The organism is Cedecea lapagei (assembly GCF_900635955.1).
Lineage (GTDB): Bacteria > Pseudomonadota > Gammaproteobacteria > Enterobacterales > Enterobacteriaceae > Cedecea > Cedecea lapagei.
Genome location: NZ_LR134201.1, coordinates 2145348 through 2168228, shown reverse-complemented (window position 1 = coordinate 2168228; position 22881 = coordinate 2145348). Strand labels below are relative to the sequence as shown.

Sequence of the window (22881 nt, the reverse complement as noted above, 5' to 3'; positions counted from 1 at the left end):
AGTTAACCGGGGCTAAGCCACTGCCCTGACTCTCTTTATTTCAAATCGGGTAATTTAGACGCAGCATTTTTTTCGACGCCAGTCAGCGGCAATAAATTGTCTACGGCGGCAGCGTAATTTACCGCTGCCTGCCAGCCGTCGTAATCCGCATTGATTTGCGCATACGCCGCCTGGAACACATCCTGCTCTATGCTCAATAAGTCGTTCAGGCTGCGTTTGCTTAACTTGTACTCGTTTTTATAAACCTCGCGCGCGCGTCTGGCGTTTTCCAGCTGCAGGTTTCCCGCCGTCTCGCGTCCTCTGGCGCCGTTCCAGTCGGCCATCGCGACGGAAGCCTTTTGCAGCACGTCAAATTTGGCCTGCTCGACCTGAGAGGCCGCAATCCGCCGGGCACCCTGGGCCTGCTCGACCTGGGCTGAAACCGCGCCGCCCTGATAGATAGGGGCATCGACGCTCAGCTGTATCTGGTCATCCCAATACGAGCTGTTGTTGGACTGATAGCGCGTACGCCCACCTTTGAGGCTTAGCGTTGGCCAGTGGCCCGACTTTGCTTTATCTACGGCATATCCTGAGGACTCCCGCATAGCTTCAGCCGCCAGCACGGCTGGGATCAGCGAGTAGTCGATATTGTCGAGCGGCTCCTGCTCAAGAGCCAGCCGTACCGGCATCGGCTGGTATTGCGCCGCGCTCACGCCGGTGAATACCGCCAGACGCGCTTTTGCGCTCTGCAGCGCAGCCTGATACTGCTCCAGCGTCGAACGCATAGCGGCGATGCGCGTTTGCGTTTGCAGCACGTCAGAGCTCGAGCTTAGCCCGGCATCCGCCCGCAGTTTCGCCATGGTATTGACGGCTTGTAGCGCGCTGATGCTCTCTTCCGTTACCGCAACCAGGGCCTGGTTACGCTTCACATCGACATAGGCTTGCGCCGTTTTTTCTGCCACGCCCGTCAGCGTTGCCATCAGCTGATAGCGGTAACTTTCGCGCTGGCTCTCCTGCTGGCTGATGTTGCTGTTAGTTTTGCCAAAGTCATACACCAGCTGAGTCAGGCTTAATCCATAGGCCGCCGAGTTTTTTAGCGAGCCGCTGGAGTCCGTTGTTCGCGAATGGCCGGTGCTGCCATTCAGGGAAACCTGCGGTAACCATGCGCTCCGGGCTTGCTCAATCTGCGCCTGCCCGATACCAAACTGCGCCGCCTGCTGAGAGACCGAAGGATCGCGATCCAGCGCGAACAAAATACTTTCGCTCAACGTCAGGGTCGCCGCCTGCGCAATGCCGGGCGCATTGGCCCAGGCCGGCGTCGGCGCGGCCTTAGCCTGCATGCTGCTACCGAAACAAACGACGGCGGCCATCATGGCTGGCAGGAAATATAGTTGGAGCATAAACGGCAATATCCTTATCCGCGAAATAATCTGGATGCTATGGTGCCGTCCTGTATTTTTGAAATAAAAAAGGCACAATTTCTTAACTTAAATTTTTTTAAACAACGACTGCGCATTTAATTAAAAAATTAGCCCTCGCTTTTGGTTGAAATTGATCGGTAAAACCTTGATGACGGATAATAGCTAGCGCGTTAACTGTCACTTTCGTTTCTTCGAAAAAAATGAAAGTCATGGTTCTGCATCCGCCTTTTTATTAAAGGCGTCACGCAATATGACGTATTTGAACCGGTGGCGCAAACCGTCCTGGTTATTTTTCCGAAGAGTTTGTAAGAAAAATCCTACCAAAGAAAAATACTCCTCACCAATGTTTTATTGTTAAACGCATGTTACAAAAAGGAAAACAAAAAGGACAAGGTGATGAATCGATGGCATAAATGAATGCGCCTGGAAAAATATCTAAAAGATATAATTCATTAACTTATGGAGTATGTTTTGATTTATGTCAAATTTTGATTTCTGGCCTGATGCCGGAAAAATTCGAGTTGCTCATTTTTGGTTGTTTTTCCATAAATGTTACATCGCTGCAAGTTTTGCGCAAAATAAGGGGAACAAGGCAGGTGATCACGCCAAGGAATAGTTTCCTGAGGAAAGCATTCCATGACGAAAATAGTGCCTTCTTGACAAAAAAATGCAAAAAAAAGACCGGGAAAACCCGGTCTGAAGGTAGCAACATTTATTTTTAGGATTAGTGCTCAAGCTCGGGCAATGAGCGTCCCTCGCGGGAGGGGACGGTAAGATTATCAGCCGCAATTAATTCCGGGACGTGATAAGCGCCGAAATGTGCCGGCCACAGGCTAAATGCAGGCTACTTCTTCATCCACTGCCCGTTCAGCCCCCGGACATATTCTCCCGCAGGCGCCCTGTCCACCAGCTTCTGACCCGCTAGACGTGCGACTTCGTTGATTGAGACATTATTGGTGTCCGCCAGCTGCTGATAATGCTGAGCGCGGCCTTCATTGATGCTTTTCACCAGCGCCAGCGTTTCTGGATCCTGCTTAACCGGCGCAATATAACCGCTGAGCGTTTCGCCGACTCTCCCCTGCTCGCGGGCTTCGCTAAGGGTGAGCGCCATCGCTGACGCGCTGAAGAACAGGCCGACCAGCAGCACGCCTTTAATCATAGAGTTCATTGCCGTTCTCCCAATCAGAACAAATCGCTACGGTTTTTAAGCAGGCTTTCAACGTCTTTATCCACTTTGATATGGATTTCGTGCTCAATTTTGACGTTCATATTGATGGTTATCGGCTCTTTGGGCGCAGCCACCTCGATGCGCGGCGTACAGCCCGCCAGCATCAGGGCCGTCGATGCCAGCAGTGCGGCGGTAAAGTCTTTCATTTGGATTCCTCACAGGCTTCGCCGGGTTGGGCGCAGCGAGCTGTCGGCAGCGCGGCGTTCTCTTCCAGCCAGGTTTGTAAATTATCGCCAAAGCGTAAACTGCGCCACAGGGTAAACAGGTTTTCCTGATGGGTATAGTTGAGATTGACGGTGTTGGTTTTTCCCTCGACGTGGCTGATGCCGGTGACGCTTGAGCGCATCCTGACGACGCCGAGGTTATCCAGGTCGATTTGGGTCCAGGAGCGTGATATCTCCATATACCGCAGCCAGTTGATTGCCGCGCCCGCCGCCATGTTGTTGTCGACGATGGCATCCGCCATATCTTTATCCATGCGGAAGGTCATTGTGCCCGGATTCGTCAGCCAGCCGTCTTTGATTATCCACTGCGGATGGTTAAGCCACAGCGGCAGCGCGCCGTTGAAGCGCCCGGACATGCTGAACTGTTTAGGGTTAATGGCGGTCACCAGCTGGCTGGAGGAGAGCCCCTGCAGGCGCAGAAGCGCCGCGTCATGCTGCGGCATCCGCAGCTGCTGCATCGATATTTTGCCCCCCAGCACATCCGCGCTGACGTTGGTCAGCAGCAGCGGCTGCTGCTCGCTCCACGGGTACCAGCCTTCCAGGTCGGCGGTAATGTTCTGAGTCGCTATCTGGTTTCGCACTTCGGCAATGCGTAACGTCACCGGGCCACGAGTGCCAAGATGCCAGGTCGAATCGCTAAAGCGGAACGGCAGCACGAAGTCGACGCCGTTAATCTGATTGTCTGGCATCCAGACGCTACCGCTTTTCACCACGCCATGCCCCCCGGCTTCAAAGCCCTGCCCGGCGGCAGCGGAGAAGGCAATCTGGGCGTAAAGATCCCCGCCCTTAAGATCCATTTTCCAGTCTGCGGGCAGCAAAGGCTGGAAAACGGTGAGCGTTTGTTTCGGCCACCACGCATTGCCGCGCAGGCGTTCGCCATCCCAGCGGCCGACAACTCGCACCGGGCCAATTTTTCCTGCATGCAGATTGCCTTTGTACAGGAAGGAGGTTGGGTTTTGCCCGTCAACGCTGAACTTGAGCGTCGACGGCGGCAAGGTGCTGCCCCCGCTAAAAGTTGTGGCGCCTGCATCGAGCGAGAAACCGCCGCTGAAGGTCTCTTTTTGCTCATCCCGATCCCAGCGCAGCGGGCTGTCCAGCACCAGGCGAGGTTCAGACATCAGCATCGAGCCGTACTGAAGCTTGTCGAAGCCGGTTGAGAGTGAACTCAACTCAATGACGCTATCCCGCCACTCGCCAAAACCACGCACGTCCCATTTGGCCTGCATCGGCCTGAAGGTACCTTTGCCCCAGTAGCGCCACTGCCAGAGCCCGGCGTCAGGCAGAAAGTCGTTCGCCTTGCCGTCAAGATGAAGCTCAACGACGCCCATTTCCTTATCATGGGCACGTAATATGGCCTGCAGTCTGCCGTCCACGCCTTTACTGGAAACGCGTACGCCCGCCAGCGGCCAGCGCACATCATCTACATTGAGCGTTTCAATGAGCCGCCCGCGAGAACGCAATAGCGCTCCGGGCTGGAACAGCAGTGCGGGGTCGGTCAACGCGCCAGTCAACTCCCCAGGCAGCACCGCGTAAAAAATCAGCTGGTCCTGCTTCGCCTCACCGGTGAGCTGCAGCGGCAGAGCGCTGTCCGTCATACTGAGTTTACCGGGGCCAATAGTTAACACGGCATTGCCTTTCCCGGCGGCCCCCTGGGTCAGGACATTCATACGCCCGGTAAATACCGCGTTGTCCAGCCCCTGCTGCCAGTTATCAACCTTCAGCGTCAAACCGCCTCCCAGCGGGAAGCCTTCATACGGCCAGCGCCACTGCCCGGCTTCAATCTCAAAAACCTTTTCGCTCAGGCGCCAGGGAATGTTCAGCAGCGGCGCATCGTCGCCTGCCGTTTTTTTCACCGTTAACACTCCCGCACTCTTATGCCAGTTAAGGGCAACATTCAGCCTGTCCGGCTCCTGCGGAATTTGCAGCTGCGTCGCAACCTGGCCGTCCGTCGGCAGACCATCGGGTACCAGCGGAAGCGTTAAATCGCCGACCAGCTCCAGCGGGGGAAGTCCTTCAAATGCGCCGACTTTCAGCTGGTTGACCTGCAGGCTTTGCCCTTTAAGCGTGGCGGAAAGCGAGATCAGTTTGCCCTGATAATCCAGCTGTTGCCGCTGCGGCGTGAGCGAGAGATGCAGCGCACCGGCATATTGCAGCCACGGTGTCACATTCAGCTGATCGATAGTTAGCCAGGTGTTCGGCAGCATTTTCTGCCATTCTTCAAGGGTGCGCGGTGCGGCGGGGGCGGAGTCTTCTGCCGGGATTTTACTGATGCAGTCGGGGTTCAGATTCAGCGCCGCGAGATGCAGGCGCCAGCGGCTCGGATGGCTGATGGTCGCATCCTTTAAGCTCGCGAGCTCGCACTCTCCGGCGAGATAGCGAAGATCGGGGATCACAATCGCGCCGTTGTGCAGGCGTGGGCTGGCCTCCAGTGCGATGCGGGTGCCCTGCGGTAGCCAGATGCCGGCGATCGTCGGCAGCCAGTGGGCCACCGTGAGCAGCAGCGACAGCGGCAGTAGAATAAGCGCCAGCAGCAGGGCGAGAGCGGCTTTGTATTTACCCTTCATGGGTGGTTAATATCCTGATTCAGCGACAATTTAAGCCGAAATATGTCATTATTCTGGCACGATTAAGGCCGGGCGTGAAGAGAGCAGCCGCCTTAAGCATAGCCTGTCCAAAAGCGAAATAGTCACCTGCCGTTAAAATTTCCGTTTATAAATTGTATGATTATTTTAAGCATGATAGTTTTGGAACCAACCCTTTCTGGAGATAAGTCTTATGAAACTTGCGGTTTATAGCACAAAACAGTACGACAAAAAGTATCTGGAGCAGGTTAACAAGGAGTATGGCTTTGATCTTGAATTTTTTGACTTCCTGCTGAGCGAGAAAACGGCCAAAACCGCCAACGGCTGTGACGGCGTCTGTATTTTCGTTAACGATGAGGGTAGTCGCCCGGTGCTTGAAGAGCTAAAAAAACATGGCGTTAAATTTATCGCGCTGCGCTGCGCTGGCTTTAATAACGTAGATTTAGACGCCGCAAAAGAGCTTGGCCTGCCTGTCGTTCGCGTTCCAGCCTACTCGCCGGAGGCCGTTGCTGAACACGCAATAGGGATGATGATGTGCCTTAATCGCCGTATTCATCGTGCCTACCAGCGTACCCGCGACGCTAACTTCTCTCTTGAAGGGTTAACGGGGTTTACCATGCACGGCAAAACCGCCGGCGTCATCGGCACCGGTAAAATCGGCATTGCTGCGCTGCGGATACTGAAAGGGTTTGGCCTGCGCCTGCTGGCCTTTGATCCGTACCCAAGCGCTGCGGCGCTGGATTTAGGCGTCGAGTATGTCGATCTCGAAACGCTGTTCGCGCAGTCCGACATTATTTCCCTCCACTGCCCGTTGACGCCTGAAAACTACCACCTGCTGAACCAAAGCGCCTTTGATCAAATGAAAGACGGCGTGATGGTGATCAACACCAGCCGCGGTGGACTGATTGATTCTCAGGCCGCGATTGATGCCCTGAAACATCAGAAAATCGGCGCACTGGGCATGGACGTCTATGAGAACGAACGCGATCTGTTCTTTGAAGATAAGTCTAATGACGTGATTCAGGACGACGTGTTCCGTCGCCTTTCCGCCTGCCATAACGTGCTGTTTACCGGCCACCAGGCATTTCTGACGGCGGAGGCGTTAATCAGCATTTCTGAGACCACGCTTGAGAACCTGCGTCAGCTGGAAAAAGGTGAACCCTGTCCGAACCAACTTAACTGATTGATTACGCCTTTTGTCACAACAAGAGACGTGAGTTTAAGAATATCCTTACTGATTCATGCGCGCCATCCTGAGAAAGTGGCGCGCTTTCATTGATGACACAGAAACCTTAGGGAGAAGAGATGAAAAAGTTTGCTTCACTGATGCTGGCGAGCGCTGTTCTGGCGGGCTGCGCCCAACCGGCGGAGAAAGGATCCGTGACCGCACAAGATTTGCAGCACCACCGCTTTGTGCTGGAGAGCGTTGACGGCAAGCCTCTGGACGTTAAAAACAGCCAGCGCGCACCTGAGCTGAGCTTCGGTGAGAACCTGCATATTTCCGGTGCGATGTGTAACCGCTTTATGGGTCAGGGAATCCTTGAGGGTGACACCCTAAAGGCGAAAGGCATGGGCATGACGATGATGCTTTGCGTTGAGCCGCAGCTTAACGAGCTGGATCACCGTATTAATGAAATGATGACCGCCGGCGCCAAAGTTTCCCTGGCAAACCAGCGGCTGGTGCTGAAAAGCGGCCAGCACACGCTGACGTACAAACTGGCCGATCTGGTTAACTGAATCAGTAGCTGCCACAGGTGCCAGCGGCAAGCGAGTTCTCGCTACAACGTTTGCCGTTTGGCATCGCACACATGCCAATCGCGCTGCCGTCCAGCTGGCGCGCAACGCTCATCGTTCCGCCAATCATCGCACAGTTCGCTTCGCCCTGGCTTGACATCGCCGCCCTGAGACCGGGTGGCACGTGGGCCGCAGTGGCCTGTTGAGGGGGTTCATTACTGCATGCTGATAATAACAGTGCGGCACAACCGGCTAAAAACGCAGCGCGCATGGCTTCTCTCTCCCGTCAGATTATGCAAAACCTTTGCATAATGGCGCATGGTTCCCGCTGCGTCGAGAGCATAAAGCAATAAAGTGTGTTGCTTTATGTGGATTCGATCACTTTTCAAACCAAAACATCAGAATTTTCTGACCATCTCCTCGTCTCAATACGGCTCTGCGTCGATGAGCAGCAGCGTGCCGTGGCTGCCGGGCAGCACACGATGCACCGCCTCTTTAGGAACCAGGTAATACTCCCCGGCCTCCAGCGAGAAGGTGGTCCCGTTCACCACCAGCGTCATTTGCCCCTCAATTACCACAAGTAGCTCCTCAAACCCGCTATGGGACTCATCAGGTATCCCCTCGCCGCCCATTTTAATCAGCTTGATATTCGCCTGCCCGACCTGCCCAAGCAGCCGTGAGCGCCAGACATCCGGTAAAGCTTCGGCAAACGCGGTTAACGATCCTGTAGACATTTTGTCGCCTTTTTCTGAGAAAGCGTTATCCATACCGCATCTGGCAGGCGTTACAAATTCTTAATCACCATAAGATATTCAGATAACAGATTTCACCCACGCTTCACGCGATACCTGGATCAATTTGTGCACTCTGAGACTCAGCAACTTCAAGCAGATAGATGGACGTACTATAATTGGGGGTTATTACGGGACTCAAGGCAGGCAGGCGGGTCCCTTTATTTTGCGCAATGTAAGGGTGTCTTATGATCACTATCGACGGCAACGGTGCAGTCGCCTCCGTGGCGTTTCGTGCCAGCGAAGTAATTGCCATCTATCCTATTACCCCCAGTTCGACGATGGCGGAACAGGCGGATGCCTGGTCCGGCGACGGCAGAAAAAACGTCTGGGGTGATACGCCTCGCGTCGTCGAGATGCAGTCGGAGGCTGGCGCAATTGGTGCTGTGCACGGGGCGCTACAAACCGGCGCGCTTTCCACGTCGTTTACCTCGTCGCAGGGTTTGCTGCTGATGATCCCGACGCTGTATAAGCTTGCAGGTCAGCTCACGCCTTTTGTTCTCCACGTCGCCGCACGTACTGTGGCAACCCATGCGCTTTCCATTTTTGGCGACCACTCGGACGTGATGGCCGTGCGTCAGACCGGCTGCGCCATGCTGTGCGCCAGCAGCGTACAAGAAGCACAAGATTTCGCGCTGATTTCGCACATCGCGACGCTGAAAAGCCGCGTGCCGTTTATTCACTTCTTCGACGGCTTCCGCACCTCGCACGAAATTAACAAAATCGTGCCGCTGGCAGACGATACAATTCGCAGCCTGCTGCCGCAAAAAGAGATCGACGAGCATCGCGCCCGCGCCCTGAACCCGGAACACCCGGTGATTCGCGGGACCTCGGCTAACCCGGATACCTATTTCCAGTCTCGCGAAGCCACCAACCCGTGGTACAACGCTGTTTATGCTCACGTCGAGCAGGCGATGAACGACTTTGCGGCCACCACGGGGCGCAGCTACCGGCCGTTTGAGTATTACGGCCATCCCGAAGCCGAACGCGTGATTATCGTGATGGGCTCCGCCGTCGGGACTTGTGAAGAGGTCGTTGATGAGCTTCTGACCCGCGGCGAGAAAGTCGGCGTGCTGAAAGTTCGCCTGTTCCGTCCCTTCTCCGCCGAACATCTGCTTGCCGTTCTGCCGCAAACCGCGCGCCAGGTTGCTGTACTTGACCGCACAAAAGAGCCGGGAGCCCTTGCCGAGCCGCTGTATCTCGACGTGATGACCGCGCTTGCCGAAGCCGTGAGCCACGGTGAGCGCGAAACGCTGCCGCGCGTCATCGGAGGCCGCTACGGGCTGTCGTCAAAAGAGTTTGGGCCGGAATGCGTGTTGGCCATCTTTAACGAGCTGAGCGAAGCCAAACCGCGCCCGCGCTTCACCGTGGGCATTTACGACGATGTGACCAACCTGTCACTGCCGTTACCGGAAAACTCCCTGCCAAACCGCGCCAAACTGGAAGCGCTGTTTTATGGTCTGGGCAGCGACGGCAGCGTTTCGGCCACCAAAAATAACATCAAGATCATCGGTAACTCCACGCCGTGGTTTACCCAGGGCTATTTCGTTTATGACTCCAAAAAGGCCGGCGGCCTGACGGTTTCTCACCTGCGCGTGAGCGAGCAGCCTATCAACTCAACCTATCTGATTGAGAAAGCCGATTTCGTCGGCTGCCACCAGCTGCAGTTTATTGACAAATACCAGATGGCCGAGCGCCTGAAGCCCGGCGGTATTTTCCTGCTGAACACGCCTTACGCCGCCGACGAAGTCTGGAGCCGCCTGCCGCAGGAAGTTCAGGCGGTGCTGAACCAGAGGCAGGCTCGTCTCTATGTTATCAACGCGGCGAAGATCGCCCGCGAATGCCATCTTGGCGCCCGCATCAACACGGTTATGCAGATGGCGTTCTTCCACCTGACGCAGATCCTGCCGGGCGATACGGCGCTGGCTGAGCTGCAGGGTGCGATTGCCAAAAGCTACAGCAGCAAAGGGACGGAAATCGTCGAGCGTAACTGGCAGGCGCTGGCGCTGGCCCGTGATTCCCTTGCCGAAGTACCGCTGCAGACGGTCAACCCGGAAAGTGCTATGCGCCCTCCGGTGGTGTCCGATGCCGCGCCGGATTTTGTCAAAACCGTTACCGCCGCGATGCTCGCCGGCCTGGGCGATGCCCTGCCGGTTTCCGCCCTGCCGCCCGACGGCACCTGGCCGATGGGCACAACGCAGTGGGAAAAACGCAACATTGCCGAAGAAATTCCTATCTGGAAGCCGGACATCTGTACCCAGTGCAACCACTGCGTTGCAGCTTGCCCACACTCGGCCATTCGCGCCAAAGTGGTTCAGCCTGAGGCAATGGAGGGCGCACCGGAAGCCCTGCAGTCTCTGGACGTGAAGTCCCGCGATATGCGCGGCCAGAAATATGTGCTGCAGGTGGCACCGGAAGACTGCACCGGCTGTAACCTGTGCGTGGAGGTTTGTCCGGCGAAAGATCGACAGAACCCGGAAATCAAAGCCATCAATATGCTGTCGCGCCTTGAGCATGTTGAAGAGGAGAAAGAGAACTATGACTTCTTCCTCGCGCTGCCGGAAATCGACCGTTCAAGCCTCGAACGAATCGACATTCGCACCTCGCAGCTGTTAACGCCGCTGTTTGAGTACTCCGGTGCCTGTTCCGGCTGCGGTGAAACGCCATACATTAAAATCCTGACCCAGCTGTTCGGCGACCGCATGCTTATCGCTAACGCCACCGGCTGTTCGTCAATCTACGGCGGTAACCTGCCCTCCACGCCGTACACCACCGATGCTAACGGTCGCGGGCCTGCGTGGGCGAACTCGCTGTTTGAGGATAACGCCGAGTTCGGGCTGGGCTTCCGCCTGACGGTGGATCAGCATCGCGCTCGCGTTATGCGTCTGCTGGGGCAGTTTGCCGATCAGCTCCCGGCGGAGCTTAATGAGCAGCTTCACGCCGAAGCCACGCCGGAGGTTCGCCGCGAACAGGTTGCCGAGCTGCGTAAACATCTGGCCAACGTAGACGATCCTGACGCGCGCCAGCTGGTTACCGACGCCGACGCGCTGGTAGAGAAATCAATCTGGCTGATTGGCGGCGACGGCTGGGCCTACGACATTGGCTTCGGCGGTTTGGATCACGTGCTGAGCCTGACGGAGAACGTCAATATTCTGGTGCTGGATACGCAGTGTTACTCCAACACCGGGGGGCAGGCCTCTAAAGCGACACCGCTGGGCGCCGTCACTAAATTTGGCGAACACGGCAAGCGCAAAGCGCGTAAAGACCTCGGCGTCAGCATGATGATGTACGGCCATGTGTATGTCGCGCAGATTTCGCTGGGGGCGCAGCTTAACCAGACGATGAAGGCGATTCAGGAGGCCGAAGCCTATCCTGGCCCGTCCCTGATCATCGCCTACAGCCCTTGCGAAGAGCACGGTTACGATCTGGCGCTGAGCCACGATCAGATGCGGCAGCTGACCGCCACCGGCTTCTGGCCGCTCTACCGCTTCGACCCGCGCCGTGCGGACGAAGGCAAGCTGCCGCTGGCGCTGGACTCGCGTCCACCGTCCGATGCGCTGGCCGATACGTTAATGAAGGAGCAGCGTTTCCGCCGCCTGAACGCCCAGCAGCCGGAGGTCGCCGAGCAGCTCTGGAAAGACGCCGCCGCTGATTTGCAGAAGCGGTATGATTTCCTGGCGCAGCTTGCGGGGAAGGCGGAGAAGGTTAGCGAGTAATCGGGTGAATGCCCCTCTCCCTGAAAAGGGAGAGGGGCATGATGAGGGGGAAGTTCGTTTACTTCAGCAGGCGAACCTTCACCGACTTGCCTTTAATTTTCCCTTGCTGCAGCTGCTTCCACGCGTGACGCGCCACCGACTGGCGCACAGCGACGTAGACATGAATTGGGTGGACGTCAATTTTGCCGATGTCCGCGCCTTCCAGCCCCATATCTCCCGTCAACGCGCCCAGAATATCGCCCGGACGCATTTTGGCTTTCTTACCGCCGTCGATGCAGAGCGTGGCCATTTCTGCCTCCAGCGGCTTCACGCTTCCGCCGGACGGCACCGGCTGCCACTTCAGCGAAAGATTCAGCATTTCCGCCAGCACGCTGGCGCGCTGCGCCTCTTCCGGCGCACAGAAGCTGATAGCCAGCCCGCTTTGTCCCGCACGTGCGGTACGGCCAATACGGTGGACGTGAACTTCCGGATCCCACGACAGCTCGTAGTTAATGACCATTTCCAGCGCTTTGATATCCAAACCACGCGCCGCAACGTCTGTTGCCACCAGCACACGGCTGCTGCCGTTGGCAAAACGCACCAGCGTCTGGTCGCGGTCTCGCTGCTCCATATCACCGTGCAGCGCTAACGCGCTTTGATTACGCTCGTTCAGCGCGTCACAAACCGCCTGACAATCTTTTTTGGTATTGCAGAAGACCACGCAGGAAGCGGGCTGGTGTTTGCTAAGCAGCGTCAGCAGCAGGCCAATTTTGCCGCCGCGCGAGACTTCATAGAACTGCTGCTCAACGGACGGTAGCTCATCAACGGTGTCGATCTCGATAGTTTGCGGATCGCGCTGGATCCGGCCGCTGATGGCGGCAATGGCGGCTGGCCATGTGGCGGAGAAAAGCAGCGTCTGCCGTTTTACCGGCGCGTGGGCAATAACCTCGTCAATCGCGTCGGCAAAGCCCATATCCAGCATACGGTCGGCTTCATCCAGCACCAGCGTTTGCAGGGCATCCAGCTTCACCGTCTCTTTTTTCAGGTGGTCCAGCAGGCGGCCTGGCGTGGCGACGATAATGTGCGGCGCATGCTGCAGCGAGTCGCGCTGCACGCCAAACGGCTGGCCGCCGCACAGGGTCAAAATTTTGATATTCGGCATATAACGGGCCAGACGGCGCAGCTCTTTAGCAACCTGGTCGGCCAGCTCGCGCGTCGGGCAGAGCACCAGCGACTGGGTTAAAAACTGGCTGGCGTCAATATGCTGCAGCAGGCCTAGTCCGAACGCGGCCGTTTTGCCGCTGCCGGTTTTTGCCTGCGCACGGACATCTTTTCCGGCCAGAATGGCGGGCAGTGCCGCTTCCTGAACGGGCGTCATTTCGTGATACCCCAGTTCGCTAAGGTTGGCGAGTTGTGCTTCAGGTAAAGCGTTCAGTGCGGAAAAAGCGGTCACAATGGTTATCTCTTAATAAAAACGGGCAGGCGCGTATGCTAGCAGATTCGCGTGATTCAGGCGTGAGTTTATCAGTTTGACGGCGTGTGAGCTTCAGTCTAAAAACAGCGGCAGGTTGGCAACGTCGCCTGAGAAATGCCGGGAGGAAGGCTGATATTTTGCGTTGTTACCCTGCCCTTACCCCTCGTCGCCGGCATAAAAATTGATGATGTCATCTTCAAACCAGCAGCCCACTTTATAGTACATCGCACAGCCGATCAGAAAGCTGGCAATCAGTATTAGTGCCGTTAAAAATCCTTTCACTTTGTCACACTCTCCAGTCGTTCTTGCTGTGATATTGACAGGGCGGGTTAAAAAAAGTTCAGCAGGGTAACTATGCTGCCTGTTCTTCGACCACGGCAAACGCTCCGGGACTCTGCGATGGTAATTCTGTCACAACTTTCAGGTTAAATGGGGTTGCAAATTTTCTGAGCAAACCGGATGCCATTGTGTCTGATAACCCTCTATATTTCAAAAAAGTCACCGGCTTCTTTTTCCGTGCCGTACCAACCGAGTTCCTCAGCAGCGTGCTGTCGCGGTGCCGACCGGATACCCCTGGACGTTATCATCGGCCTGGCCAAACGATTCTTTATATGAGCCCGGTTAGCGAATGGGCAATGCGCGCGGTAGCCGCCTATATGCGCGAGGATGGCAAACCGCGGGTCATTGTACCGCTCTACGTTGAGGGCGCGCTGGTGCTCGACCAGCGGGATGAGCCTTCGTGCCAGGCACTGGGCATTAACCGCGACCTGTCTAACCACTCCTGGCTCAGCGCGTTGCAGAACAATAGCGAGCCGCCCTCGTGGCAAACTGCCGACCAGGCACGCATTTCCAATGCCGATGGCATTATCGACCGCTCCCGAAGTATTCCGGACGGCTGGCACCTGAATTTGTTTCGCTGGAACGATCTTGGCGGGCCACGAGTCACTGTGTGCGGTGAGGCGGTACCCGTTCCGTTAGACGTGCGCATAAAAATACCCTAAGGCCAGCACTACCACAGTGAATACTGATTAAACGCCCCACCGACTAGCAAACCCGCGCCACGGGCAGGTCGGCATAGCGCGTGGTATAGCGCGGCGACAGCATTTCGCGCTTCATCGCCCACGGCTGCTCTATTCCCTGCCCGGCAAAGTAGAGCGTGCCCTTGCCCTGCTTTTTATTCAGAAAGTCGAGAACGTTCATCAGCTGTTCGCCGTTAGGACGCGGCGCGTTGCTGTCGAACAAATCGAATTGCGCCACGCCCTGGCTGAAAAAGTCCCCCAGCATGACGCCCGCTTTCTGATAGCGATGCCCGTCCCGCCAGATAGCCTCAAGACTCTGCGTTGCGGCCTGGATAATGTCCCGGCTGTCCTGCGTGGGGATAAGCAGCGAAACGGATGAACAGTTGCCGTAATAAGGCTCATTCGTCGCAAACGGGCTGCTCTTCACAAAAGCGGAGATCACCCGGCAGTACTGGTGCTCGGCACGCAGTTTTTCTGCCGCCCGGCTTGCATAGCTGCTGATAGCCTGGCGCATATCCTCAAACTCGGTAATACGTTCCCCGAAAGAGCGACTGCAGATAATCTCCTGCTTCGCCGGCGTAAACTCTCCCATTTCAAGGCATGACTCTCCGCGCAGCTCACGCACCGTTCTTTCCAGCACCACGCTAAAGTGCCTGCGAATAAAACGGATGTCCGCATCGGCAAGCTGTAAAACCGTTTTGATGCCCATATCGTCGAGTTTTTTCGACAACCGCCGCCCCACGCCCCAGACCTCAGCGACAGGAAGCTGCGCCATAAGCCAGCGCTGGTGCTCAGCGCGCGATAAATCAACTACCCCAGCGGTTCTCTGCGGCCACATTTTTGCCGCATGGTTTGCCAGCTTTGCCAGCGTTTTAGTCGGAGCGATACCGACGCCCACCGTCAGGCGAGTACGCTGGCGAATCGTCGAGCGGATGGTCTGGCCAAACGCCTTCAGGTTGCAGCAATGGCTGACGCCCGTTAAATCGCAAAAGGCCTCGTCAATGGAGTAAACCTCAACCTGGGGTAATAACTCTTCGAGAACGCCCATCACCCGCTGGCTCATATCAGCATACAGCTCGTAGTTGCTGCTAAACGTCAGCACGCCATGCCGCCTGAGCGCCTCTTTCTGTTTAAAAAAAGGGGCGCCCATTTTTACAAAAGGCCGGGCCTCCGCAGAGCGTGCAATAACGCAGCCGTCGTTATTGGACAACACCACAATCGGCTTGCCTGCAAGATCGGGGCGAAACGCCGCTTCACATGAGGCGTAAAAGCTATTCACATCCACCAGCGCAAACATGGTTAGCTCGCCGCTTTAACGATAAAGGTGACGACCCCGAAAATATCGAGCGGTGCGTCATCGGTCACCGGGATCGGGGACCAGGCGCTGTTCATCGGCAGCAGCATTACCGTCGGGCGGAGCTGGAGGCGCTTCACGGTGAAGGCGCCATCCAGGGCCGCGATCACAATGTCGCCCTGCGACGGTGTTCTTGAGCTGTCAACAACCAGCAAATCCCCTTCGCCTATTCCCCCCTTCGACCATAGAGTCCCCCGCCGCCTTCACGAAGTAAGTGGCGCCAGGGTTTCTCACCAGCAGCTTATTGAGATCGATACTCTGCTCAACATAGTCCTGTGCCGGATTCCCATATGAACTCATTCTGCCCATATCTTGTCAGTCCTAGAGAAAATAAAGCTGTTTTGGGTTATAGAAGCAGCGCTGTAGCGAGTCTTGTGCATGATTGATCATCACATAAATTTAACTGTGTTTATGTACAGTATTTAGGATTTTAGACATGGATCAAGAAGTTTTTCTGAGAGCAGCCCAAACGCGTTGAAGTTCGGAGGAATTTAGTGGACGGGGTTAGAAAAAGGTGGGGTTCTTTTCTGAATGTTTGTTTGAGTTTCAGAGAAGCCTGCGTTCACTCTTCGGACACAAAATGAATAAACCGAACTATGAAAGATCAGCAACTCAAATGATTAAACATTGCCCATTGAAACAGACTAGTACTTGCATAACCCGAGCAGAGTGAAAACCTCCTCCGATTTCTTCACAGTGATACTATGAAAGGTATAGAGAATCTTGCTCCCCCGCTTGTCACTCGACTTTAAGCGTTCTTGTTAACTCACTTCAAGAACGCTGTGCTTACAGTACTGCTGCTGTATTCCTTCCGGTCAGTTACGGTGTCCAGAGTACTTAATGAGCAGTAAAACGACTTGATTTGCTTTTGTGTGATTTTTTAGATAATTTAGCTAAATTATCTAGTGACATATATTGTAAAGGCTAATGATGAACGAAATTGAGATCTATACGCGTATTAAGCAAGTCTTGGACGACGCACCTCGCAATCAATATACCGTTGAGATGCACCTACAAATGATCAAATATGCTGATGAGCTGAATAGCATCACGTCAAAAGAGTTTTGTGAAGGGGTTGGTTTACGAAGTAGCTTTGGTACGGAGTTCAGTAAAATGCGCAACTTAACCCAGCGCTTGAAAGCTGCAGGACTTGATACTGCCAAGCTTTAACTATTTATATAAAAATATATCAAACTCAGGCTAGTCTCTGGCACAGTAAGGAATAATAATGATCATTAAAAAAAAACGAACTTTACACCTCTCTCTGGAGTACTATCGATGAGTTGCTAGTTTGGACAATTTCTATTAATTCACAGGAGGGTGCCATATGAGTATCCAAATAGATATTGTTCGTATCAGCGGCTTTCGTGGCATATCTAATATCGAAATATCCTTGCCGAGAGTTACCGTATTACTTGGGCAAAATAATGCAGGTAAGACATCGATTATAAAAGCTGTACAGCTAGCAATTGGGGACTACTCGCGCTACTTAGCTGACGAAGATTTTCATATAGGAGAGGATGAAAAACGCCAAGAAATAATCACAGTCGATATTCGGTTTATAGCTGTTGATAATGATACGAGAGCGAGAGAATTTTCAGAAAATTGGCAACAGGCATTTGGTGATAAAATTCAGTCAGAGCCTGATGGGAAGCAATTCGTAGTGTTACGAACTGTTGCAAAACCAGATCGAGTAAAGGGCGGCTATACAGTTGATCGGTTTCATTTAGATATGTGGCCAGAACTTAGCGAGTGGCAAGATGCCCGGGTTATCAACAAAAACAGATTGGGTAAACGACTGGAGGCTGTACCGTTCATTTCGATTGATGCTCAAAGAGACATACATAATGAACTGAAAGAAAAATCATCTTTCGTTGGTCGTGTTCTATCTAGTGTTGAGTATAACGATAAAGATGTTGCTGAACTGGAGCGGATGGTGGCCGAAGTTAATAAAGAGGCCATCGACAAAAGCGAACCTCTTAAGCGATTAAAGACTCATCTGGATAGTATGAATCAATCATTTGAAGGTTCAGGAAAAACAGAGCTTAGCCCGTTTCCAAAAAAAATTCGCGATCTGTCAAAGCGTTTTAGTGTGAATTTCGGTGAATCTGATAAAAGCTCATTTTCTATGGAATACCATGGTATGGGTACTCGCAGTTGGGCATCCATGTTGACAGTAAAAGCCTTTACTGAGTTGTTGGCCAAAAATCACGAAGAGGAAGTCGAACCATTTTTCCCAATTATGGCCGCCGAGGAACCAGAAGCACATCTTCATCCAAATGCGCAAAGAACATTATACAGACAACTTATAGATGTTCCTGGCCAAGTGATTATTAGTACTCACTCGCCATATATTGCTGGGTTGGCTGAGTTACATGAAGTTAGATATTTGAGCAAACCAGATAATTCTGTTCAGATAAGTCAGCTTAGAAATACATTTGAAGATGACGATCTGAGAAAATTGAAAAGAGAAGTGGTTCACTCCCGTGGCGAGCTCTTATTTTCCAAAGCGATAGTCCTCTCAGAAGGTGAAACTGAAGAGCAAGCCCTACCTGAGCTTTTTGAAGCCTATACTGGAAAACATCCTTTCTCACTCGGAGTAAATTTTGTGGGCGTCAATGGTTCCGGTGCAAAATACCGTCCTTTTCTTATTTTAGCGAAAGATCTAAATATTCCAGTATTTATATTTAGCGACGGTGAAGAACAAACAATTAAAGAGCTCAAGAAAAATTATGAAAAAATATTCGGAGCTACTGATATCGAAAAGGCAGATAACATCACCATACTTGAAGGGACAGATTTCGAAGGTTACCTATTAAGCCAAGGATTTAATGAACTGATAGAAAAAACCATCTGTGAAGTTGCTGGTGAGGGTAAAATTGATAACTGGATCAAGAAACGAAATGGCACGCCTTTGAAACCGACAAAATCCGATAAGCCTGCCTGCGAAACGTGTAAGCAGCCTATTTTTGAATCAGAACTTAGAGATTATAATGGGGCGGATGGTCGTATTCGAGCGATACTCGAAATCATTGACTTAAACAAGCCACTTTATGCAAAAGCAATTACAGACAATCTAATTAAATTGCCAGCTGAGAGTTTCCCAACTAAGATTATCGAATTATTCGAAAAAATTAAATCTGGAGTATGATATGAATCTATCAAATGCTCAACGTCAGATTGTTGAAGCTCCTTTGAATTCTGCTGTACAAGTGCTTGCATCAGCTGGCTCAGGTAAAACGCGTGTGTTAACAGAGCGTGTTCGTCATATTTTGGATAAAACTAAAAAAGAAGGGATCATAGCTCTTACCTTCACAAATAAAGCAGCGGAGGAAATGAGTGCACGTTTAGCAGACTTCGAGCAAGGAGAGGATAGGGTTTGGATCTCTACCATACATTCTGTCGCACAGCGTATTTTGGAGAAATACGGACACACTGTTGGTTTACCCACGGAATTGCACATATATGATAGAGATAAAGATCGAATGGAGGTCTTTATACAGTCTTTACGTGAAGATGGTATTAATATAGATGAGTATCTAAATATCACTGACACAAGAGAATTAAAAAGCAGAGAAAAAAATTTGCAATCCTTTATGGATATATTCTCAAAGATTAAGCGAGAGTTACTTACAGAGCTTGAATGTGGCTGAGCTATATCCAGAAAGCAATATCTGGAAAATATATCAAGACTATCAGTCTGCACTGCTTAATAGTGGAGGAATTGATTATGACGATATTTTGGTATATGCCCATAAAATTCTACTAACACATGATTGGATCGCAAAAATATACCGAGCTCAGTATAAACATATTTGCGTTGATGAAGCTCAAGATCTTAATAAAGCGCAGTATGAGTTTATAAGGGTACTTTGCGGAAATGTTATAATAAGCATTTTAATGGTAGGTGATCCTAATCAAATGATTTATGGATTTAACGGGTCCTCGAAAGACTATCTCTGCACTAGATTTGTAGATGACTTCACCCACAACGCTTTGAACTTAGAGAAAATTATCGTAGCACTAAAGCTGTTATACGTGCAGCAAACAAGTTGCGGCCAGGCTCACAAGCAGAAACTGATTATGCCTTAGAAGGTGGTGTATGGATTTCAGGATTTGATACGGAAGAAGATGAGGCTGCTGCGGTTGTTGACATTATTAAAAAACTTTTGGCTTTGAAAATTAACGATGAAATTGAAGGTGAAATTTCATTGAGTAATATGGTGATAATTGGCCGTAATCGTTTTGTTTTTGGAAAACTTGAAAGCTGCCTTAAAGAAAATTCAATACCATTCTCTTTGAGAAAAGGTGAACGACAACTAGAACCTTCAACTAGATTCGGTAAAGTATTAGACTATGCCATTCGCGTTAAACTGAATTCTAAAGATTGGGTGGATGGCAAAAAATTATGTCAGGTACTGAATATTTCCGAGCCAGAAAATTGGACGGCTAATGTATTAAAGGAAATGGAGGCTCAGATCTCATCATCAAATGATGAATACTCTGATATATTCGCAAATCTTCTTTCTGCTGTAGATTTATTGGATGTTGAAAACCCCAAAATCCCTAAATTTGTAAAAATATTTTAACAGCCTACTAACATCATTGGTTGAAAAACATGACGGTATCTCAGATGAAAAAATTGAAGATATTAAGTTGAGCATTGAAGAGCTTGAGGAGTTTAATCGCACCTGGACACGCTTCAGACGGAAAGGAATTGGGGACTCCTTAGTTGCATTCCGTAATGCATTGGCTCTTGGGCAACTTTCGCAAGATATCTCTGAGGATGGCTTAACGTTAAGTACGGTTCATACCATGAAGGGTCTGGAAAAAGATATCGTATTTTTTAATTGGTATGTGTGAAGGAGTTTTCCCAGACTACAGAGCTAATACTGCAAAAGAGTTGGATGAGGAGAGAAATAACGCATTTGTTGCAGTAACAAGAGCAAAGCGATGGCTCTATGTAACTTATCCTAAGCAACGAATGATGCCATGGGGCGACAGAAAGTTTCAGCGAAAATCTCGCTTTATAACGGAAATAGAATCATGAGCCATATAGGCCAGCAAAAAAGTGTACCCCCAAAAATATTATTATACATTTTTCAAACTAACTTAAGCTAATGCATTGTTGATCGTCCATTTCTAGAGTGCTGTGCTTGCAGCGCTCTAGACTGTACTTACGGTTACCTGTTTGAAACTAACAGTCGAATTGAGTCCCCATACAAAAAGCACATCATCGTTCGATAGTAGTTGAGACCCAACTCAATTCTTCTAATGCCGTCTTAACGTAATTATTTAATAGGATAGTAAGTTCAGAGGGGCTTCTTCCTTGGCTGAGTTCAAATAACAACGTCCTTGAGATTGGACTGTAAAGATTCAACAACTAGCCTTGCTTTAATTAAATCCAAAGTGGCCCCAAAATTTGTCACTTCCTCGAATGCCAAATGTATATAGGGCTCAAGGCTGCTGATTGATGTATGCCCAGTGAACTCCTGGACTTTTCCTTTTAAGCGTCTCACCATCCAATAATGCACGACGGAAACTCGTCCCGATTCTCATATTCATGCTGTTCAATCCAATGCTACAAAAAGCTTGGTGATGAATCTGTGACGGAACATATGTGCACATGCTTGCTCTTCAATTTTTGCTGTTTTAGCAAGCAACAGTAATTCATTCGTCAGAGTCTCAGGTGTGAGTCTTAGCCCAGTTGTTTCAGAGATCAGTAAATAGCCTAAATCCTCTTTGGAGCCCACTGTTTTCTTAATGATCCTGCTCCTGAATTTTTCGATGAAGTTTACGACTAGTTCAAGATTCTATTTTAGAAATAGGTAAGTATCTGTACTCCTCCCTCCCTCCTGACCGTTTGGCTGTGAAGACCTTCAGGAGCGGCTCTTGCTTCATCAACTTTGCATTATAAATATCTTCGACTCTGATGTTTTGCGACTTCAATTCGCCTTGCCCCTGTAATTTCCAAAAGCTTGACTAGGATGAAGCGTCTTCTCCGCTGATAAGTCGTCCTGCTCACATGTGGGATGGCCTCAATGAGCTTTGCGATATTTCCTCCGAGCTGATAGGTAAACGCCGTGTTTGAGGCTCGGGATGAGGAAAAGAATGGTGATACCAATAGGTACGGGTAACCTGCTTTCCTTGGTTTACTAGCTTGACTTCTTTGATCTCAGCTCTGATCGTGCCCGTAGACCCGATGAAGAATGGTTCAAGATAGAGTTCTCCAACGTAATCCAAAAAGCCAAGGCAGATCCTGCCAATGTTGCTACGTGAGCTCCCCTGCCGTTTTCGCTGCCCCGGTTTTCTTGGGGTCCATTTCCCCCTGAAGTGTTCTGATGAATAATGAGAAAAGAGAGTCAGTAAGCTCAATAAAATTATGGTTATTGTTGAAGCAAAAGCGAATAAGAGGTGATAGAAGTTTGGCATATTGTGTGAGCGTGCCACCGTCTTCCTTACGGGACAGTCCGCGTTCAAAACAATACAGCAGATATAGATTACCTTCTGTACAAGGTCTACCATCAGGCCAACAGAGGAGAGGGAATGTTATCCGCTTTAACACTCAAGACATGATTGTTACGATCAACCCCGAAAGGTAACCGTAACACGTTGCTTGTTAGATGATACAGTTTCTCATTGTTATTCAATGGATTGAGCCTCATGCGAGGATGTCAAAGACTGTTTGCTTATCGAGAGCATTGAAAGTAGCTCTCTGCGGCGTTTTTTGAAAAGGCTCAGCTCTGTCGGGTCATGGCATTTTTTCGGCAAATTGCTCAGCGAGAATGATCGACTCCCTGAGAATATTCGTTACCAATGCAATTTCATCCCGGAGTTGGGTGATTACCTTGTCTTGAGCCTTAACCTTAGCTTTAAGAGCCTGCTTAGTCACTGAGGAAGGCTTTGCTATCTTGGCTGTACGGGAATCGTGAATGGCTTTAGAGGCCAAATGTCTCAGGTATCAAATACAGAAAACCCTCCAGGAAGAAGGTCATTCGCCCTGTTTTTAAGCGTATTAAGCGACATAGGATAAATTAACGATTCGCTTATCGATAGCTTTGCAAGGCCACCTTGGCTCTTCAATGCGATAAAATATCTGTGCTTTCATGATACATACTAGGTGTCTGAATAATCGACTCAAGGTATTTAATACGAGCAAGCACCGAGCGGTTGTTAATATCCAGCGGAGAGTTCGTTTGAGGTGAGTTTTTCTTCATGATTTATCGCCCATTATTTTAAAGAGAATTTCATAACGATTTCCATCAGGAGTATCGTAGAAGACTGGCTCGATATTTAATATCCCCTCAATGATTAGGTCTTCAATATAATCAGCAACTTCATCTGATTGCATGATTGAAAAAGATGAAAACCCCATAGCGC

At 51.2% G+C, this 22881-nt stretch carries 19 protein-coding genes and 2 pseudogenes; 10 read left to right on the top strand and 11 right to left on the bottom strand.

Annotation, left to right across the window (positions count from 1 at the left end):
• Positions 1-35: 35 nt before the first annotated feature.
• The 4 genes from EL098_RS10605 to EL098_RS10590 form a co-directional block, all read right to left on the bottom strand.
• Positions 36-1379, bottom strand: coding sequence for a TolC family outer membrane protein (locus tag EL098_RS10605; RefSeq protein WP_126356183.1), 1344 nt, complete (start codon positions 1377-1379; stop codon positions 36-38).
• Between the two features lie 865 nt (positions 1380-2244).
• Complete coding sequence (locus EL098_RS10600; protein ID WP_126356182.1) at positions 2245-2568, bottom strand: YdbL family protein; 324 nt, start codon at positions 2566-2568, stop codon at positions 2245-2247.
• A gap of 14 nt (positions 2569-2582) precedes the next feature.
• Positions 2583-2774: a YnbE family lipoprotein gene (locus tag EL098_RS10595; RefSeq protein WP_126356181.1), complete on the bottom strand. Its 192-nt coding sequence runs from the start codon at positions 2772-2774 to the stop codon at positions 2583-2585.
• Positions 2771-5416 carry a YdbH family protein gene (locus EL098_RS10590; protein ID WP_126356180.1) on the bottom strand — a complete coding sequence of 882 codons (2646 nt, stop codon included), beginning with the start codon at positions 5414-5416 and terminating at the stop codon, positions 2771-2773. Before EL098_RS10590 ends, EL098_RS10595 begins: the two co-directional genes overlap by 4 nt.
• A 211-nt stretch (positions 5417-5627) precedes the next feature.
• On the opposite strand from EL098_RS10590, the gene EL098_RS10585 reads away from it, so the two are divergent.
• Both EL098_RS10585 and hslJ read left to right on the top strand, forming a co-directional pair.
• Entirely contained in the window at positions 5628-6617 is a 990-nt protein-coding gene (locus EL098_RS10585) for a 2-hydroxyacid dehydrogenase (RefSeq protein ID WP_126356179.1), read from the top strand.
• Positions 6618-6739: 122 nt separating this feature from the next.
• The gene (gene hslJ / locus EL098_RS10580) at positions 6740-7171 is read left to right on the top strand and encodes a heat shock protein HslJ (RefSeq protein ID WP_126356178.1); all 432 of its coding nucleotides are present in this window, start codon (positions 6740-6742) and stop codon (positions 7169-7171) included.
• A 1-nt stretch (position 7172) separates the two neighbouring features.
• Here the strand turns inward: hslJ and EL098_RS10575 are convergent, their stop codons facing one another.
• Together EL098_RS10575 and EL098_RS10570 are read right to left on the bottom strand one after the other, a co-directional pair.
• Complete coding sequence (locus EL098_RS10575; protein WP_126356177.1) at positions 7173-7439, bottom strand: putative hemolysin; 267 nt, start codon at positions 7437-7439, stop codon at positions 7173-7175.
• 154 nt (positions 7440-7593) lie between these two features.
• Positions 7594-7902, bottom strand: coding sequence for a cupin domain-containing protein (locus tag EL098_RS10570; protein ID WP_126356176.1), 309 nt, complete (start codon positions 7900-7902; stop codon positions 7594-7596).
• 245 nt (positions 7903-8147) lie between these two features.
• Between EL098_RS10570 and nifJ the strand changes: the two genes are divergently transcribed.
• Positions 8148-11675, top strand: a complete 3528-nt coding sequence (gene nifJ / locus EL098_RS10565; protein ID WP_126356175.1) for a pyruvate:ferredoxin (flavodoxin) oxidoreductase — start codon at positions 8148-8150, stop codon at positions 11673-11675.
• Between the two features lie 58 nt (positions 11676-11733).
• Here the strand turns inward: nifJ and dbpA are convergent, their stop codons facing one another.
• Together dbpA and EL098_RS23665 are read right to left on the bottom strand one after the other, a co-directional pair.
• On the bottom strand, positions 11734-13107 hold the full coding sequence (dbpA, locus tag EL098_RS10560) for an ATP-dependent RNA helicase DbpA (protein WP_126356174.1): 1374 nt from the start codon (positions 13105-13107) through the stop codon (positions 11734-11736).
• Between the two features lie 177 nt (positions 13108-13284).
• Positions 13285-13410 (bottom strand): hypothetical protein, encoded by a 126-nt coding sequence (locus tag EL098_RS23665; RefSeq protein WP_096754190.1) that lies wholly within the window; start codon positions 13408-13410, stop codon positions 13285-13287.
• 185 nt (positions 13411-13595) lie between these two features.
• Between EL098_RS23665 and EL098_RS10555 the strand changes: the two genes are divergently transcribed.
• The gene (locus EL098_RS10555) at positions 13596-14129 is read left to right on the top strand and encodes an RES family NAD+ phosphorylase (protein WP_126356173.1); all 534 of its coding nucleotides are present in this window, start codon (positions 13596-13598) and stop codon (positions 14127-14129) included.
• A gap of 43 nt (positions 14130-14172) precedes the next feature.
• On the opposite strand, the gene umuC is transcribed toward EL098_RS10555, so the two are convergent.
• Complete coding sequence (umuC, locus tag EL098_RS10550; RefSeq protein ID WP_126356172.1) at positions 14173-15444, bottom strand: translesion error-prone DNA polymerase V subunit UmuC; 1272 nt, start codon at positions 15442-15444, stop codon at positions 14173-14175.
• A gap of 2 nt (positions 15445-15446) precedes the next feature.
• Positions 15447-15792, bottom strand: a pseudogene (gene umuD, locus EL098_RS10545) (translesion error-prone DNA polymerase V autoproteolytic subunit); the annotation flags it as partial.
• 639 nt (positions 15793-16431) lie between these two features.
• Between umuD and EL098_RS10540 the strand changes: the two are divergent.
• From EL098_RS10540 to EL098_RS23480, 6 genes and pseudogenes are all read left to right on the top strand, one after another.
• Positions 16432-16671: an HTH-like domain-containing protein gene (locus tag EL098_RS10540; RefSeq protein ID WP_126358398.1), complete on the top strand. Its 240-nt coding sequence runs from the start codon at positions 16432-16434 to the stop codon at positions 16669-16671.
• Between the two features lie 157 nt (positions 16672-16828).
• A complete protein-coding gene (locus tag EL098_RS10535; RefSeq protein ID WP_126355920.1) occupies positions 16829-18652 on the top strand; it encodes an ATP-dependent nuclease in 1824 nt (607 codons plus the stop codon).
• Position 18653: 1 nt separating this feature from the next.
• Positions 18654-19593, top strand: a pseudogene (locus tag EL098_RS23790) (UvrD-helicase domain-containing protein).
• A complete protein-coding gene (locus tag EL098_RS23490) occupies positions 19554-20090 on the top strand; it encodes a hypothetical protein (protein WP_232012398.1) in 537 nt (178 codons plus the stop codon). The pseudogene EL098_RS23790 and the gene EL098_RS23490 overlap by 40 nt, the downstream one beginning before the upstream one ends.
• A 16-nt stretch (positions 20091-20106) precedes the next feature.
• On the top strand, positions 20107-20364 hold the full coding sequence (locus tag EL098_RS23485; protein WP_232012397.1) for a hypothetical protein: 258 nt from the start codon (positions 20107-20109) through the stop codon (positions 20362-20364).
• On the top strand, positions 20357-20551 hold the full coding sequence (locus EL098_RS23480) for a 3'-5' exonuclease (protein WP_232012395.1): 195 nt from the start codon (positions 20357-20359) through the stop codon (positions 20549-20551). Before EL098_RS23485 ends, EL098_RS23480 begins: the two co-directional genes overlap by 8 nt.
• 2163 nt (positions 20552-22714) lie before the next feature.
• Here EL098_RS23480 and EL098_RS23195 read toward each other — a convergent pair.
• Complete coding sequence (locus EL098_RS23195) at positions 22715-22876, bottom strand: hypothetical protein (RefSeq protein ID WP_164716818.1); 162 nt, start codon at positions 22874-22876, stop codon at positions 22715-22717.
• Positions 22877-22881 lie beyond the last annotated feature (5 nt).

Bases quoted from the DNA above. Each gene is read 5' to 3' on its own strand.
- EL098_RS10605 (WP_126356183.1), bottom strand. From the start codon at position 1,379: ATGCTCCAACTATATTTCCTGCCAGCCATGATGGCCGCCGTCGTTTGT.
- EL098_RS10600 (WP_126356182.1), bottom strand. From the start codon at position 2,568: ATGAACTCTATGATTAAAGGCGTGCTGCTGGTCGGCCTGTTCTTCAGC.
- EL098_RS10595 (WP_126356181.1), bottom strand. From the start codon at position 2,774: ATGAAAGACTTTACCGCCGCACTGCTGGCATCGACGGCCCTGATGCTG.
- EL098_RS10590 (WP_126356180.1), bottom strand. From the start codon at position 5,416: ATGAAGGGTAAATACAAAGCCGCTCTCGCCCTGCTGCTGGCGCTTATT.
- EL098_RS10585 (WP_126356179.1), top strand. From the start codon at position 5,628: ATGAAACTTGCGGTTTATAGCACAAAACAGTACGACAAAAAGTATCTG.
- hslJ (WP_126356178.1), top strand. From the start codon at position 6,740: ATGAAAAAGTTTGCTTCACTGATGCTGGCGAGCGCTGTTCTGGCGGGC.
- EL098_RS10575 (WP_126356177.1), bottom strand. From the start codon at position 7,439: ATGCGCGCTGCGTTTTTAGCCGGTTGTGCCGCACTGTTATTATCAGCA.
- EL098_RS10570 (WP_126356176.1), bottom strand. From the start codon at position 7,902: ATGTCTACAGGATCGTTAACCGCGTTTGCCGAAGCTTTACCGGATGTC.
- nifJ (WP_126356175.1), top strand. From the start codon at position 8,148: ATGATCACTATCGACGGCAACGGTGCAGTCGCCTCCGTGGCGTTTCGT.
- umuC (WP_126356172.1), bottom strand. From the start codon at position 15,444: ATGTTTGCGCTGGTGGATGTGAATAGCTTTTACGCCTCATGTGAAGCG.
- EL098_RS10540 (WP_126358398.1), top strand. From the start codon at position 16,432: ATGAACGAAATTGAGATCTATACGCGTATTAAGCAAGTCTTGGACGAC.
- EL098_RS10535 (WP_126355920.1), top strand. From the start codon at position 16,829: ATGAGTATCCAAATAGATATTGTTCGTATCAGCGGCTTTCGTGGCATA.
- EL098_RS23480 (WP_232012395.1), top strand. From the start codon at position 20,357: ATGTGTGAAGGAGTTTTCCCAGACTACAGAGCTAATACTGCAAAAGAG.
- EL098_RS23195 (WP_164716818.1), bottom strand. From the start codon at position 22,876: ATGGGGTTTTCATCTTTTTCAATCATGCAATCAGATGAAGTTGCTGAT.